This is a genomic window from Mucilaginibacter rubeus (assembly GCF_003286415.2).
Lineage (GTDB): Bacteria > Bacteroidota > Bacteroidia > Sphingobacteriales > Sphingobacteriaceae > Mucilaginibacter > Mucilaginibacter rubeus_A.
The window spans coordinates 4531097-4545966 of record NZ_CP043450.1; the positions used below are offsets into that span (position 1 = coordinate 4531097).

General features: G+C 42.1%; 15 protein-coding genes. 10 read left to right on the top strand and 5 right to left on the bottom strand.

All coding sequences use genetic code 11. From position 1 onward, the window contains the following. Window positions 1–4 precede the first annotated feature (4 nt). Window positions 5–2440: a penicillin acylase family protein gene (locus tag DEO27_RS17740; protein ID WP_112567482.1), complete on the top strand. Its 2436-nt coding sequence runs from the start codon at window positions 5–7 to the stop codon at window positions 2438–2440. Window positions 2441–2447: 7 nt separating this feature from the next. After that, the gene (locus DEO27_RS17745) at window positions 2448–2786 is read left to right on the top strand and encodes a hypothetical protein (protein ID WP_112567480.1); all 339 of its coding nucleotides are present in this window, start codon (window positions 2448–2450) and stop codon (window positions 2784–2786) included. A gap of 57 nt (window positions 2787–2843) precedes the next feature. On the opposite strand, the gene DEO27_RS17750 is transcribed toward DEO27_RS17745, so the two are convergent. Next, complete coding sequence (locus DEO27_RS17750; protein WP_190295119.1) at window positions 2844–3524, bottom strand: lipid-binding SYLF domain-containing protein; 681 nt, start codon at window positions 3522–3524, stop codon at window positions 2844–2846. 97 nt (window positions 3525–3621) lie between these two features. Continuing rightward, the gene (locus DEO27_RS17755) at window positions 3622–4101 is read right to left on the bottom strand and encodes a DUF1203 domain-containing protein (RefSeq protein ID WP_112567476.1); all 480 of its coding nucleotides are present in this window, start codon (window positions 4099–4101) and stop codon (window positions 3622–3624) included. Window positions 4102–4317: 216 nt separating this feature from the next. On the opposite strand from DEO27_RS17755, the gene DEO27_RS17760 reads away from it, so the two are divergent. Next, window positions 4318–5304 carry an acyl transferase gene (locus DEO27_RS17760; RefSeq protein WP_112567474.1) on the top strand — a complete coding sequence of 329 codons (987 nt, stop codon included), beginning with the start codon at window positions 4318–4320 and terminating at the stop codon, window positions 5302–5304. A gap of 147 nt (window positions 5305–5451) precedes the next feature. Continuing rightward, window positions 5452–6168 carry a PH domain-containing protein gene (locus DEO27_RS17765; protein ID WP_112568121.1) on the top strand — a complete coding sequence of 239 codons (717 nt, stop codon included), beginning with the start codon at window positions 5452–5454 and terminating at the stop codon, window positions 6166–6168. Between the two features lie 119 nt (window positions 6169–6287). Here DEO27_RS17765 and DEO27_RS17770 read toward each other — a convergent pair whose 3' ends face one another. The 3 genes from DEO27_RS17770 to tyrS form a co-directional block, all read right to left on the bottom strand. Next, the gene (locus DEO27_RS17770; protein ID WP_112567472.1) at window positions 6288–6740 is read right to left on the bottom strand and encodes an RES family NAD+ phosphorylase; all 453 of its coding nucleotides are present in this window, start codon (window positions 6738–6740) and stop codon (window positions 6288–6290) included. Continuing rightward, window positions 6740–7234, bottom strand: coding sequence for an antitoxin Xre-like helix-turn-helix domain-containing protein (locus DEO27_RS17775; protein ID WP_112568119.1), 495 nt, complete (start codon window positions 7232–7234; stop codon window positions 6740–6742). The genes DEO27_RS17770 and DEO27_RS17775 overlap by 1 nt, the downstream gene beginning before the upstream one ends. A 159-nt stretch (window positions 7235–7393) precedes the next feature. After that, the gene (tyrS, locus tag DEO27_RS17780; RefSeq protein ID WP_112567470.1) at window positions 7394–8677 is read right to left on the bottom strand and encodes a tyrosine--tRNA ligase; all 1284 of its coding nucleotides are present in this window, start codon (window positions 8675–8677) and stop codon (window positions 7394–7396) included. Between the two features lie 161 nt (window positions 8678–8838). On the opposite strand from tyrS, the gene DEO27_RS17785 reads away from it, so the two are divergent. The 6 genes from DEO27_RS17785 to DEO27_RS17810 all read left to right on the top strand — a co-directional run bounded on the left by DEO27_RS17785 (window position 8839) and on the right by DEO27_RS17810 (window position 14769). Continuing rightward, window positions 8839–9513, top strand: a complete 675-nt coding sequence (locus tag DEO27_RS17785) for a hypothetical protein (RefSeq protein ID WP_112567468.1) — start codon at window positions 8839–8841, stop codon at window positions 9511–9513. Between the two features lie 242 nt (window positions 9514–9755). Next, on the top strand, window positions 9756–11720 hold the full coding sequence (gene rpsA / locus DEO27_RS17790) for a 30S ribosomal protein S1 (protein WP_112567465.1): 1965 nt from the start codon (window positions 9756–9758) through the stop codon (window positions 11718–11720). A gap of 231 nt (window positions 11721–11951) precedes the next feature. After that, window positions 11952–12347, top strand: a complete 396-nt coding sequence (locus tag DEO27_RS17795; protein WP_112567463.1) for an ACT domain-containing protein — start codon at window positions 11952–11954, stop codon at window positions 12345–12347. Between the two features lie 211 nt (window positions 12348–12558). Then, window positions 12559–13107 carry a bifunctional pyr operon transcriptional regulator/uracil phosphoribosyltransferase PyrR gene (gene pyrR, locus DEO27_RS17800; protein ID WP_090531558.1) on the top strand — a complete coding sequence of 183 codons (549 nt, stop codon included), beginning with the start codon at window positions 12559–12561 and terminating at the stop codon, window positions 13105–13107. Between the two features lie 170 nt (window positions 13108–13277). Further along, the gene (locus tag DEO27_RS17805) at window positions 13278–14210 is read left to right on the top strand and encodes an aspartate carbamoyltransferase catalytic subunit (protein WP_091163068.1); all 933 of its coding nucleotides are present in this window, start codon (window positions 13278–13280) and stop codon (window positions 14208–14210) included. A gap of 16 nt (window positions 14211–14226) precedes the next feature. Next, window positions 14227–14769 (top strand): hypothetical protein, encoded by a 543-nt coding sequence (locus DEO27_RS17810; protein WP_112567460.1) that lies wholly within the window; start codon window positions 14227–14229, stop codon window positions 14767–14769. Window positions 14770–14870 lie beyond the last annotated feature (101 nt).

Here is a 14870-nt window from a genome sequence, read left to right on the forward strand (position 1 = left end):
AACAATGAAATTCACTAAAGCATTCATATCCATTTTTATAACGCTCGCCCTGATCTGGGCACTGCAATCAAAAATCGGCACTGTTCCACCTTTGGGTAAATTCCTGAGCCCGGCAGATGGCTTTTGGCAAAATGCCGAAAGCAAACACATTTTGCCCAAGCTCGATTTAAAACTTAAAGGCTTGCAAGGCAAGGTTACCATCAAGTTTGATGAAAACCACATCCCGCACATTTTTGCCGAAAACGAACACGACCTGTACTTTGCTCAGGGCTACATGACCGCTACCGACCGTCTTTGGCAAATGGACATTCAAACCCGGCAGGCCGCTGGCCGACTGGCTGAAGTTATTGGCCCCAAAGTACTGGATATCGACCGCTACCACCGCCGTATGGGCATGGTTTACGGTGCAGAAAAGACTATAAAAGCCATGATGGCTGATCCTGTGATCCGGAACATGATCCTGGCTTATACCGATGGTATCAACAGTTATATCCACCAGTTAAGCCCACGTGATTATCCAATAGAGTTTAAGCTACTAAACTATGCCCCTGAAGAATGGAAGCCGATCAATTGCGCCTTTTTGCTTAAACTGATGTCAGAAACATTAGCCGGAGGTTCAAACGAATTTGCCATGACCAATATCCTGCGCAAATTTGGCCCTACTACTACAAATGACCTCTTCCCGGATTATCCAATGCATGAAGATCCCATCATACCGGTAGGAACAAAGTGGGATTATTTTAAACCGCTCACTATTCCTAAACCATCGGCCAATTTTCTGGCGAGCATGACTGATAGCAGCAATACCAAACCCCGTGTTGAAGGCATAGGGAGTAACAACTGGGCCGTTGCCGGCAGTAAAACTGCAAGCGGCTATCCTATTTTGGCCAATGATCCGCATCTTAACCTCACGCTTCCTTCTATCTGGTATCAAATACAGCTTTCGGCGCCGGGCTTGAATGTTTATGGCGTATCGCTACCGGGGGCACCATGCGTTATCCTGGGTTTTAACAATAATATCAGCTGGGGCATTACCAATGTTGACGCCGATGTACTGGATTGGTACCAGGAAAAATTCAGAGATTCAAAAATGGATGAGTACTGGTATAACAACAAATGGAATAAAACCACCCGTCGCGTTGAAAAAATTGAGGTGCTCGGTAAAAAACCGATTTATGATACCGTGGTTTATACCCATCATGGCCCGGTAGTGTATCAAAACGATGCTCAAAAAGCAGATGGCCCTGATTTTGTTCCGATAGGGCATTCACTGCGATGGATAGCTCACGAACCATCAAATGAGCTTATGGCTATGTACCTGCTCAATACCGGTAAAAACTATGACGATTACCGCAAAGCGCTCACCTTTTTCAGCGCACCTGCATCAAATTTTGTTTTTGCCAGTAAAGATGATATAGCCATTACCCCTAATGGTAAATACCCGCTTAAATATAAAGATCAGGGTAAATTTATTTTAGATGGAACCGACCCTGCCGACGACTGGCATGGCTGGATCCCATTTGAGCAGGATCCAACGGTAAAAAATCCGCCGAGAGGATTTGTGAGCTCGGCTAATCAGTCATCAACAGACCCAAGCTATCCTTATTACATCGATTGGTCGTTTGCCTCTTATGAACGCGGCAAACGTATTAACGACAGGCTTACCGCTATGACTAAAGCCACTGTTGATAGCATGCGGATGCTGCAAACCGATGTATACAGCATCCGCGCTCAGGACATTTTACCAACGCTGTTGAAATATATCGACCCTAAAAAACTTAATGCCACTCAGCTTATAGCTTATCACGAGATTACCAAATGGGACAAAAATGTTTCGGCCAATTCAATCGGGGCTACCGTATTTGGCAATTGGTGGTCACAATTATATACCGCCATCTGGGCCGATGACTTTGCAGATAAAAACATGCAGAACAACTTCCCGTCGATGGACCGCACCGAGCGCCTATTGTTAAAAGAGCCCGATTCCAAATGGTTTGACGATACCCGTACGCCGGAAAAGGAAAATGCGGCAGATATCGTTAACAAGGCTTTTGCTGCAGCTGTAAAAGAAATTGTGGAAAGATGTGGTAAACCAGGACCGGGCTGGCAATGGGGAAAGTTTAAAAAAATGGAGATAGCCAGTCTGTTACGCCAACCCGCTTTTGGTTCGGGTAACTTTGAATCGGGAGGTACGGGAACTACTGTTAACGCTTTAAATGATGGCCACGGCCCCTCATGGCGCATGGTGGTACAAATGGGCCCAAAAGTAAAAGGGTATGGTATTTTCCCCGGTGGTGAATCGGGCAATCCCGGCAGTTTCTTTTATAACGATATGTTTAAAACCTGGAATGAAGGACAGTTAAAAGAATTGCTATTCATGCAATCGGCCAGTGAACAGTCGCCCCGTATTAAATCAACTTATACATTAACCGCTAAATAATAGCAACATGTTATTCCTCATTATACTTATACTTTCATTTGCCAGCGGATATTTTTTACCCTGGTGGATAATTGCCATCATATCATTTTTAACAGCCCTTTTTATTGGCACTACGGCAAAAAGCTCCTTTTGGCAGGCATTTGTAGCGGTTTTAATTGTATGGATAGTACTGGCTCTGTTTAAAAGCATTCCTAATGACCATATTATGGCTACAAGGATAGCTCATTTGTTTCATTTGCCGGGCTGGGGCTTTATACTGGCAATAACCGGGATTTTAGGCGGATTAGTCGGCGGAATGTCGGCACTATCAGGCTTGCTGCTCAAACGGGCCTTTCAAAAGCATTAAATAAAAAATGCCCGGCGGAAAACGCCGGGCATTTTTTATTCAGCTCCATTTTATTTATTAAAACGATGCTAAAGTTTCTTTTAATGTTTTAACTGCCTCCGTAGTGCTGGTTGCCTGGGCAAAAATATCCTGCGAAGTTGCTTTTGCCCCATAATAAGCCGCGTTCGAATCCTTATCGATACCAAGGTTTGAACCATTGATGCTTATACCCGCAAATAAGCCTTTGCTGCGCGAATAAGAATATACTTCGGCCTGCAATTTATAATCTGTACTCGCGGTTGAACTACGCCCAACCGGACCAGCCGCAGCCGAAATATCGCCGCCGATGGTGAAATCGCCATTTTTAACCTTGGTTAACACGCCCTTATCACGGAACACCAATACCAGGTCTACCGATTGTACACCGATCTGCAAACCAAAGCTACCGCCGGTGAGGGTAATAAACACCGGATCGCTCCATTTACCGTTGCCCAGTTTCACCATAGCTACACCTTTTCCGCGTTTGCCGCCTATACCAAAACCTGCGTTAATCATCTTTGGAATGATCACAATACCTTCGTATTGTTCCAGCAACTGGTGCGGAATACTTTCTTTCATTTTGGCAAACTCTTTAAGCACATTTGATGCGTTATGAATACGCTCCGTTTGCTTGCTGTCGTCATCGGCCGGCTTTGCCGATATCATTACAAAAAAGAGGCCTAACAAAACCGGGAGCCTCAAAAATTTTAATGTTTTCATGGGGATGGATGATTAATATAATTAATTGTTGTCTGCTTCTATACTTAACTAACCCCCAAAACACGTACTTGTTTTTTAATTTTATGTAATCTCAAAGTCAAACACGCTCAATTTTGCATATAAAACAGCATGCCTGGGCATTTCTGGCATGCAAATATTCCACATTATCATTTTCGGCAAATATTTCGGAAATCAATTCATCTACATCGGCATCGCCAACAAGTCGGCTTAAAACCATTTGCTGGGCCTTGCTATAACCGATAAGTGAAAGCGGAAAGCTCTTTTTATTAGCTTTTATCTCGGGCGGAAAGCGATAAATATCACTGTATTCTTCAACATCATCGGCATTGATAAAAACTGGTCCTGGTTGGTTGTAGGCGTTTTCAATTTCAAACGGCGAATGTTTTAGTAACAGTCGTTTATCTACATTACGTTCAAAAGGCATAAGCGAAACCCGGCATGGCCCAAGCCCGGTAGCCAATTGCTCAACTACTTCGCCTCCAAAATCGTCGGTCATGGTGGTTCTTATTCTTTGGGCAAATGAGTTGGATAATGGTACAATTTTAAATGTGTTCATGATTATTGTTTTTGATAGATCAAAGGTCGGGCGGTAAACAAGGCCATTCAACCCGAAACTTGCGGTGTTTTGAACCTTGATTTGCCTGATTATAGGATTAGCCTGATATCATGTAAATCCTATAATAAGGCAAATCATGGTTCACGCTGTATCATGTAAATCCTATAATCAAGCGAATCATGGTTCAACTCTCGGTTTTCCTTATCTTTGCCGCAAATGAATAAACCCGGTAAACAGCAGGTATTTTCTATCAGTACCAATGAGCAATTTAACGATACAGCGTTGCAGGTTTTCAATTACCAGGCAAGGCATAACCCGGTTTACAGGCAGTTTATTGAAGGGCTAAAAATTGATCCGGCATCCATTACCTCATATGGGCAAATCCCTTTTTTACCTATCGAGTTTTTTAAATCGCATACCATATTAAGTACCGATGCCCCTGTTGAGGTTACCTTTACAAGTTCGGGTACTACAGGTATGATCACCAGCAGTCACCGGGTAACAGATACATCCTGGTACGGGGATAGTTTTCGTAAGGCATTTGCTATTTTTTATGGCGATATTAAGGATTACACTGTTTTAGCCTTGCTCCCATCCTACCTGGAGCGCGAAGGTTCATCGCTCATTTACATGGTCGACGATCTGATTAAACAATCAAACAATCCCGATAGCGGCTTCTTCCTGTACAATCACGATGAACTGTTTCATCAGCTTAAAAAACAACAAGCGGCCGGGAAACCGACACTTTTAATAGGCGTAACTTTCGGTCTGCTTGATTTTATTGAAAACTACCGGGTGAACTTTCCCGAATTGGTAGTGATGGAAACAGGAGGAATGAAAGGCAGGCGCAAAGAAATGATCCGCGAGGAATTGCACGATATTTTAGGCAAAGGATTTGGCGTAAAACATATCCATTCCGAATACGGGATGACCGAATTATTATCGCAAGCCTACTCTAAAGGCGATGGTATTTTCGATTGTCCGCCCTGGATGAAGATCATCATTCGGGATACTAACGATCCTCTCAGTACGTTACAAACAGGTAAAACAGGCGGTATCAGCGTTATAGATCTGGCCAATATCAATTCCTGCGCATTTATTGCCACGCAGGATTTAGGTAGGATTTATGCTGATGGTTCTTTTGAGGTGTTAGGCAGGTTTGATCAGTCGGATATTCGTGGCTGCAATTTGCTGATCGCTTAGTATTATTTGAGAATCAGGAAGTCATGAATCAAGAGGCAAGAAGCTATTAGATAGGACTTCATCTTTTTTCTTGATTCTTAACACTTGATTCTTGACTCTTTCACCGGTATAATTGTTATTTTTGCGCGCATCATAATTGCTAAAAACATGATTGAGAAATTTTTAACAGAGGAACAGGATCCTAAAGCAGTTGAAAAGGTTTATTCACGTCTTGTTGATCTGCTATCAACCGGCGAGGAAATTATTTACATAGCCGTTCAGAAAAAGCCGCTGGTTAACCTTTTTCCCGACTGTATAGCTATAACCAACAAACGTGTATTGTTTTTCACCCCGGCAAACCTGGGTTTATCCATCAAGTTTGTTGATTTTGTTTGGAAAGATATTGTTGACGTACACACCAAAGAGGAGATCATTGGTGCGGTATTCAGCGTAAAAACTACTGGTGGTGGCGAAATGGCGGTTGATTACCTTCCTAAAATTCAGGGACGTAAACTTTACCAGTATGCCCAGGAACGTAAAGAGATTGAACGCGAAGCCCGTCGCCAGCGCGAGCTCGAACAAAAGCGTGCCGAATCAGGCGCTGTTCAGTTTGAAAACTCGCCAGCCCGTGCTTTTGTACCGCCAGCCTCACCGCAGCCATTTTCTCAGCCAAATGGTTATGCAGCACCTGCGGCTCCGGTTGCTCCGCCTCCGGCAGCACCAGCACCGGTTGTACAAGAAACACCTGCACAGGCACCAGCCCCGGCTGCTAAACCAGATGAGCTTACCGAAAAATTAAAGAAACTAAAAACCTTGTTTGATAACGGCCTTATCTCTCAAGAAGAATATAACGCCAAGAAACTGGACTTGCTGAGCGACCTATAATTTGTCATTGGGTCATTAAAAAAAGCGATGGATTAGCATCCATCGCTTTTTTTGTCATTAGGTGATTTACATGTTACCAATGACTTAATGACGATTTATCGAATGACTCAGTGATTAAATTAAAGAAGTCTCCTGTCAAAACTGAAAGGCTCTCTTTTTAAAAGCTTTACTGTTAAAGCATCAGGATGCAGGGGATTGAGCAGGTAGTTGTATTCTGCCGGTACTATTGACGAAGGCACTTTCATTAATAAATATTTCTGCTTCTTGAGAAAAGCATCACCAAGTTGACGCAAAATCACAGGACCGGAAATATCGCGCCAGTCTGCAGGTAATTGTTCAACTTCAATGGTGACTATTTTAACATCAGGTACTTCAATTTCGGTAAGGCAATAATTACCTGGGATTGTCAGCGGATCTAAATGTACCAATACTTCAAGTACCGCTAATGATCGCGATGAAGCAAGATATAGCATCGGTTTTCCTTCGCTATTCCATCGGCCGCCATACAGGCGTGCACCAGTGCCACTTAGGTCAGCAGCGTAATTGCATTTGCTAATACGGTAAAGTATCATCAGGCAAAAATACCGTGCTCTATCCGGCCAAGCTCTTTAAAAACCATATCAAAGCCGGCAGAGGTATCAAGGATAGTTACAGGCGCTTCGCCCCTGAAAACAACAGATGGTGTTTTAATCCAGATCTTAAATTTATCCATCGATTCAAAAACCTCCTCGCCGCGGGTATAAAGCCGCGCAAGTTCAATAGCCTTTTCGGCATATTCGGTTTTGATAATGGCATCATCCTCATAGCGTTGTAAGGTACGCTCGGAAATATGCAATATATTAGCAAGCTCCTGGATATTTAAAGAGATTTTTTTGGCGAAGGAAAGTAACGCGCTTTTAGCGAAACCCTTACGTGCCAAGCCAATGATATCAAAATCAGAAGATGCTTTTACAGATTTTGAACCATTCAATAAACTATAAAATGCAGGCATAGCACCCTGAACAGCATAAGCCGCCATTGGTTCATTTACCTCATTTTTTGCCTCCGGCTTTGATTTGTACGACATATATACAAATATAATTACCATTTGTCGTATTTACAACTATTACAAAACAAAAAGCGACGGCTTTAGCCTGTCGCTTTTATATCATTGGGCGTCAAGATCATTGACCCGCTTGCTTTAAAACTTACGAAGTTTTAAAAACTTCGTAAGTTTAATCAAGTATTACTCTGCAACTATCAAGAAATAATTCTTTTTACCTTTTTGTGCTACGATGAATTTTCCACCAATCAAAGCTTCAGTGTTATAAACATCGTCGACGGTACCTATTTTAATTTTGTTAATAGCAACGCCACCACCTTGTATCATCTTTTTAGCCTCGCCTTTTGAAGGGAATACCGCTGTTTTAGCAGCTAACAGATCAGATGCGTTAATACCCTGCTCCAGTTCGCTTAACGCTATTGTATAATTAGGTACACCTGCAAACAAGCCCAACACTTCGTTTTCACTCAATTCATTTAAAAACTCGATACCCACATTGCCAAATAAAAATTCAGATGATTTTATCGCTTTTTCATATTCAGCTTCGCCATGTACACGGATGGTAATATCCTTAGCCAATGCTTTTTGCAATATACGGGTATGTGGCGCGACATCATGCTCAACTTCCATCGCCTCAATAACCTCGCGATCAAGCAGTGTAAAAATGCGGATGTATGATTTAGCGTCAACATCGGTAGTGTTTAACCAAAACTGGTAAAACTGGTATGGCGAGGTACGTTCGGCATCAAGCCAAACAGCGCCGCTTTCGGTTTTGCCAAACTTGGTACCATCAGCTTTTTTGATCAGGTTGGTGGTTAAGGCAAAAGCCTCACCGCTGTCTTTACGACGGATAAATTCAGTACCTGTAACGATGTTACCCCACTGGTCGCTGCCACCCATTTGCAATGAGCAGTTATGATGTTTCCACAAGTAGTAGAAATCGTAACCCTGAACCAACTGGTAAGTAAACTCGGTGAATGACATACCGGTGTCGCCCTCCAAACGTTTCTTTACCGAATCTTTGGCCATCATATAGTTAACCGTAATGTGTTTGCCTACATCGCGGATAAAGTCAAGGAAAGTAAAGTTTTTGAACCAATCGTAATTGTTAACCATTTCGGCACTATTGGCGCCGGTGTTAAAATCAAGGAAACGGGTAAGCTGTTTTTTTACCGCCTCCAGGTTATGCTGAAGCACATCCTCTGATAATAAATTACGCTCGGCCGATTTACCTGACGGATCTCCCACCATGCCGGTAGCACCGCCAACGAGGGCGTAAGGTTTATGGCCCGCGCGCTGAAAATGGATCAGGGTCATGATCTGGGTAAGGTGGCCAACATGCAGCGAATCGGCAGTTGGATCAAACCCGATATATCCCGAAGCCATACCTTTATTTAACATATCTTCGGTTCCGGGCATTTCGGTATGCAGCATACCGCGCCAGCGTAATTCTTCAACAAAGTTCATATCAAGTTCTGTTTCAAAAAGGTGCAAATATAAAAGAATAATTGGGTGGATAGCCAGTGTTTATTAACTAACCAAAGGTTAACTACAGGTAAAATCAGTTTCAAATAATTACTTATATTTTGTATCTTGAGCAAAACCGGGTATTTTGCAAGGCAAGGCTTATGAATTTTTTATCGCATTTTTATTTCGACAGGGATACTACCAACTGCTACCATGTACTGGGAACAGTACTGCCCGACCTGTTGAAAAATGCCGATAAAAACATCATCCTTCATCCCGAAAAACTACGCCATACTGATAACGAGGTAAATTCGATCATAGCGGGATGGAACAAGCACCTTGATGTAGACCGGTATTTTCACTCATCTGATTTTTTTACTACCCGTTCACATCAACTAAAAAAACTATTGGCCCCGGCCCTAATTGGATCACCGGTTAAACCTTTCTTTTTAGGACACATTGCCCTGGAGTTAATTATCGATAACTTACTGCTAACAACAGATAAAATAAGTGTTGCGCAGTTTTATGATCATTTAGATGGCTGCCAGGACGATAAAATAAAGAGTTTTTTAACTTTTGCCGGGCTTGAGGATACCGCCGTTTTCTTCAAGTTTTACGAAGGCTTTAAAAAAAGCCAGTATCTGCACACCTATGCCGAAACCCACCAGATTGCCTATGCGCTTAAAAGGATCTGCATGCGCGTTTGGAAAAATCCCTTCACACCTGAGCAAGAAGTGATCATGGATGAGATATTAAGCAACTACCGGGAGGAAATGCTGAATGATTTTATGCATATTTTTGAGGAGATAGATGCAAAATTAACTGCCGGGAATTAAACTTTCATCTACCATAACTCACTAATTGATAGGATATATAGCGATACAAACACGTTATCAAATGGTTTACTAAACGTAAAATCCCCTCCTATTTTCGCCCCTACCTGCTTAATCCAGCAAAAAACTTATAAAAGCACCTAAAATATAAGCAATTAACATTAAAAAATTTCTTTTTTCAATAAAATATATCCGTACCTTTGCAGTCCCAATTAACAAATTGGGAAAAGGAGAAAAATTATTTAATGGCAAAAAAACAAGAAGCAGAAAAAGAATTAAAAGCGAAAGAAGCTGAACTGGGTACAGTTAAAGCGGCTGGCGAAAAAGAAACAATTGAATCAGAAGCTGATTCAATATCTATCGAAGAGATCAAATCAAAAATTGCAGCTACACCAAGCGAAGATTTCGACTGGGATGCTGACGACAAAAAATTTGGTAACTACAGCGATGACGACCGTGAGAAATTTGAAAAATTGTATGATGGAACTTTCAGCTCTATCACCAAAGGCGAAATCATCACCGGTACTGTTGTTAACGTTAACAACAAAGATGTTGTACTTAACGTAGGTTTCAAATCAGACGGTTTAGTATCAGTATCAGAATTCCGTGACACACCTGATCTGAAGATCGGTGACAAAGTTGACGTTTTTGTTGAGTCGCAGGAAGATGCTAACGGTCAGTTAGTACTTTCACGCAAACGTGCAAAAACTCAAAAATCATGGGAGCGCATTAATTCAGCCCTTGATAATGATGAAATCATCACCGGTTTTGTTAAGAGCCGTACTAAAGGTGGTTTAATTGTTGACATTATGGGCGTTGAAGCCTTCTTACCTGGCTCACAGATCGATATCAAACCTATCAGGGATTACGATGTGTATGTAGGTAAAACTATGGAATTCAAAGTTGTTAAAATCAACCACGAATTCAAGAACGTTGTGGTATCGCACAAAGTGCTTATCGAAGACGATCTGGAAAATCAAAAAACTGAAATTGTTGCACGCCTTGAAAAAGGTCAGGTATTGGAAGGTACCGTTAAAAACATTACCGACTTTGGTGTATTCATTGACCTTGGTGGTGTTGACGGCTTACTGCACATTACAGATATTTCATGGGGCCGTATTGAGCACCCACGCGAAATTTTGGCATTGGATCAAAAGATCAACGTTGTTGTTCTTGACTTTGATGACGAGAAAAAACGTATTGCTCTGGGCTTGAAACAATTAACCCCTCACCCTTGGCAAAGCCTTTCTGAAGAAATTCAGGTTGGTTCAAAAGTTAAAGGTAAAATCGTTACCGTTGCTGATTACGGCGCATTCCTTGAAATCATCCCTGGTGTTGAAGGTTTGATCCACGTATCAGAAATGTCATGGTCACAAAACCTGCGCAACCCTCAGGAATTCCTGAAAGTTGGTGACGAGATCGAAGCTCAAGTATTGACTTTAGACCGCGAAGAGCGTAAAATGTCATTAGGTGTTAAACAATTAACTCCTGATCCATGGCAAAACGCTGCTGAAAGGTACGCAGTTGGTACTCAGCATGTAGCTACAGTTAAAAACATGACCAACTTTGGTGTGTTTGTTGAACTGGAAGACGGCATCGACGGCTTGATCCACATCTCTGACCTTTCTTGGTCTAAAAAAGTTAACCACCCTAACGAATTCACTAAAGTTGGTGAAAAATTAAACGTGGTTGTACTTGAACTTGATGTTGAAAACCGCAAATTAAGCTTAGGCCACAAACAGCTTGAAGAAAACCCTTGGGATACTTTTGAAACTATCTTCACTATCGACTCGATCCATGAAGGTACTGTTATCAAAGTAACCGACAAAGGTGCTATCGTAGCTTTACCTTACGGTGTTGAAGGCTTCGCGCCAACCAAACACCTGGTTAAAGAAGACGGTAAGAGCTTAAAAGCTGAAGAAGCTGCTGAATTCAAAATCATTGAATTTAACAAAGAAAACAAACGTATCGTTATTTCACACTCACGTATCTGGGAAGAAGCTCGCGCTGATGCTCGTGTACAAGAATTTGAAGCCCGTAAAAAAGAAGCAAAAGCTGCTACTAACGCGGTGAAAAAAGTGAAAGATTCGGTTGAAAAATCAACTTTAGGTGATCTTAGCGTATTAGCTCAATTAAAAGAGCAAATGGAAGGTGCTGAAAACAAAGCACGCAAAGCTCCAGCCGCTAACAGCTCTGAAGAAGAAGCATAATTTTAGCTTAACCGCTTTACATAAGCCCCTCTGGTTATCCGGAGGGGCTTTTTTATTGAGTTTAGTTTTTAGTTTATGCTTACTTGTAACGAGCGCGAATCTATCAAACCATGTCATTGCGAGGCATGAAGCAACCGCATACTGTACAGATCGGCTATGCTTACATGCGATTGCCACGCTTCGCAATGACGTGGTTTATGTTCAAGTCGCCTTTTCATTTATCTTTGCCCAATGACTACCGGAGAAACCAACCTCAACACCTTACTCAAAAACATGATACCTGTACTCAATGCAGGTGATTATGTTTATTGTACAACGCCCTCGCTGAGCAATATCAATACCGATGATATTATAGCCTTTTTTAAAGAAGCGGAATCGCTTACCCTGATCCTTAAAAAAGAAACCGCCGATAAGCTAAACTTAGCCTACACATACATTGCAGCCTGGATCACTTTAACCATCCATTCATCGCTTGAAGCAACCGGACTCACAGCGGCATTTGCAACCGCACTGGCCCAGGAAAATATAAGCTGCAATGTGGTAGCGGCCTATTATCATGATCATATTTTTGTAGCGAAAAAAGATGCTGAAAAAGCGATGGTAGCGTTGAAGAAGTTATCGGAATAGGAACACTCAATCATTCGCGTCATTGCGAGGTACGAAGCAATCCCAAACTGTACAGAGGGACTTGTAAGGGTTCCCTGCAAATCGGGGATTGCTTCGTACCTCGCAATGACGGTTTGAGCTAACAACAAAAAGGTAAACTCAGTCCCCTATTCAAAACTCATCCTCCAAAACTCAAAACAAATTATTACTTTTGCCCAAATCCACCCATACGATGCAAAATCTAACACTGCTCGACGGACAAAAGTTTCAAATCACCATACAACGTTTATGTCGCCAGTTAATTGAAAATCATAACGACTTTTCAAATACGGTATTAATTGGCATTCAGCCACGTGGTATTTATCTGGCTAAACGCGTTGCCGAAGAACTAAGAAAAATACTTCCGGATAAAAATATACTGCAAGGCGATCTTGATATTACCTTTTATCGTGACGATTTCCGCCGCCGCGAATCACAATTGGTGCCAAATCAAACCAAAATAGATTTTATTATTGAAGGTAAAAAAGTGATCATGATGGATGATGTACTATGGACAGGCCGTACCATCCGTGCTGCTATGGACGCCATGCAGGCATTCGGTCGCCCGGAGAAAATAGAGCTTTTGGCTTTGGTTGATCGCCGCTATTCACGCCACATCCCGGTATCTGCCGATTATGTAGGTATCGAGGTTGATTCTATCGCGTCGCAAAAAGTGGTGGTAAGCTGGAAAGATACAGATGGAGAAGATAAGATAGTTCTTGTTTCAGAAGTACAGGAATAAATAATATAGCATAAACAACACGTCATTGCGAGGTACGAAGCAATCCCAAACTATCCAGGGAGGCTTTGTACAGCGCCTCAGCAAGTCGGGGATTGCTTCGTACCTCGCAATGACGGACTTAAAAATAAATATTCAGAAATCGAACATCCGAAATCCGAAATCAAAATAACATGGCAGGACTGAGCACACGACACTTATTGGGTATAAAAGATTTGAACCGGGCAGATATTGAGTTGATATTTGAAACTGCCGATACCTTTAAATCTGTTTTAAACCGACCGATCAAGAAAGTGCCGTCATTACGGGATGTTACCATTGCCAATATCTTCTTTGAAAACTCAACCCGTACCCGTTTATCATTTGAGCTGGCCGAAAAAAGGCTTTCGGCCGATGTAATCAACTTCGCGGCCTCATCGTCATCTGTAAGCAAAGGCGAAACACTGATTGATACGGTGAACAACATTCTGGCCATGAAAGTTGATATGGTAGTGATGCGCCACCCTTATGCCGGTGCGGGGATCTTCCTTTCTAAACACGTAAAAGCACAGATTGTAAACGCAGGTGATGGTGCACACGAGCATCCTACCCAGGCCCTGCTTGACGCCTTTTCTATCCGTGAGAAATACGGTGATGTGGCTGGCAAAAAAGTGGTGATAGTGGGTGATATCCTGCATTCACGCGTTGCGCTTTCAAACATTTTGTGCCTTAAACAACTTGGCGCGGAGGTAATGGTTTGCGGACCAACTACATTGATCCCTAAATACATTGGTTCACTGGGTGTAAAAGTTGAGCACAACCTCATTAAAGCCCTTAACTGGTGCGATGTGGCCAATATGCTCCGCATTCAGCTGGAACGTCAGGACATTAAATATTTCCCTTCACTAAGGGAATACACCATGCTTTTCGGCCTCAATAAAACCATACTCGATTCGTTGGATAAAGAGATCACCGTTATGCACCCAGGGCCTATCAACCGTGGCGTGGAGATTACAAGCGATGTAGCCGACAGCAAACAATCCATTATTCTGGATCAGGTAGAAAACGGTGTTGCCGTACGTATGGCAGTACTTTACCTGCTGGCCGGTCAAACACCAACTATATAAGCAGCATGTTTCAGGTATGAAATTCAATTTTAAAACATATCTGAAACATACTTATAAAACCGAACTGGTTTATCTTGCCGTTATTGCGGCGTTGTATTTTTACGACAACAGCAATCTTATTTTCCTTTTATTTTTCCCGTTCTCGTTTATACAGGGCTATTACCGTTATCAATACAAACTAACCCAGGCAGAAAAACTCAAAGCCCGTGGCCTTACCGAAGAGGATATCGAAAACATCAGCTTTGTAAAAAAGTGGGAGCATTCACGCAAACGTGGCATGTGGAATTACTGCGTCATCGATGGCGGGTTTATCTTCGGTTTGGCTTTATCATTAATCACAAGTATCATATGGTTTAAATTAAGCGGCAAGACCGATCTTCATACGCTGCTTTCCGAACCGGGCGATATGTTTGCTTTTATCGGTTATAATTATATGATTGGCGCCGGTATTGCCGTTATCATATTCCGCATGAAATGGAAATATAATGAAAAACGTTTTGTGCGCTTAACCGACCCTTTGGCCGATAATTACTTCGCCAAAGATTATCAGGATATATAAGTCAAAAGTTTTTAGTCAGCAGTCTTAAGTCGAATCTTTTCCAGACTTAGAACTTGTAGCTAAAAATCAAATGATGCTACCTATAACACTAATAGCTATCT

What these genes read in the sequence shown, in the direction of transcription:
- tyrS (WP_112567470.1), bottom strand. Translation starts at nt 8,677, where the DNA reads ATGAACTTTGTTGAAGAATTACGCTGGCGCGGTATGCTGCATACCGAA.
- DEO27_RS17795 (WP_112567463.1), top strand. Translation starts at nt 11,952, where the DNA reads ATGACTACCGGAGAAACCAACCTCAACACCTTACTCAAAAACATGATA.
- DEO27_RS17745 (WP_112567480.1), top strand. Translation starts at nt 2,448, where the DNA reads ATGTTATTCCTCATTATACTTATACTTTCATTTGCCAGCGGATATTTT.
- pyrR (WP_090531558.1), top strand. Translation starts at nt 12,559, where the DNA reads ATGCAAAATCTAACACTGCTCGACGGACAAAAGTTTCAAATCACCATA.
- DEO27_RS17775 (WP_112568119.1), bottom strand. Translation starts at nt 7,234, where the DNA reads ATGTCGTACAAATCAAAGCCGGAGGCAAAAAATGAGGTAAATGAACCA.
- rpsA (WP_112567465.1), top strand. Translation starts at nt 9,756, where the DNA reads ATGGCAAAAAAACAAGAAGCAGAAAAAGAATTAAAAGCGAAAGAAGCT.
- DEO27_RS17755 (WP_112567476.1), bottom strand. Translation starts at nt 4,101, where the DNA reads ATGAACACATTTAAAATTGTACCATTATCCAACTCATTTGCCCAAAGA.
- DEO27_RS17810 (WP_112567460.1), top strand. Translation starts at nt 14,227, where the DNA reads ATGAAATTCAATTTTAAAACATATCTGAAACATACTTATAAAACCGAA.
- DEO27_RS17785 (WP_112567468.1), top strand. Translation starts at nt 8,839, where the DNA reads ATGAATTTTTTATCGCATTTTTATTTCGACAGGGATACTACCAACTGC.
- DEO27_RS17770 (WP_112567472.1), bottom strand. Translation starts at nt 6,740, where the DNA reads ATGATACTTTACCGTATTAGCAAATGCAATTACGCTGCTGACCTAAGT.
- DEO27_RS17765 (WP_112568121.1), top strand. Translation starts at nt 5,452, where the DNA reads ATGATTGAGAAATTTTTAACAGAGGAACAGGATCCTAAAGCAGTTGAA.
- DEO27_RS17760 (WP_112567474.1), top strand. Translation starts at nt 4,318, where the DNA reads ATGAATAAACCCGGTAAACAGCAGGTATTTTCTATCAGTACCAATGAG.
- DEO27_RS17805 (WP_091163068.1), top strand. Translation starts at nt 13,278, where the DNA reads ATGGCAGGACTGAGCACACGACACTTATTGGGTATAAAAGATTTGAAC.
- DEO27_RS17750 (WP_190295119.1), bottom strand. Translation starts at nt 3,524, where the DNA reads ATGAAAACATTAAAATTTTTGAGGCTCCCGGTTTTGTTAGGCCTCTTT.
- DEO27_RS17740 (WP_112567482.1), top strand. Translation starts at nt 5, where the DNA reads ATGAAATTCACTAAAGCATTCATATCCATTTTTATAACGCTCGCCCTG.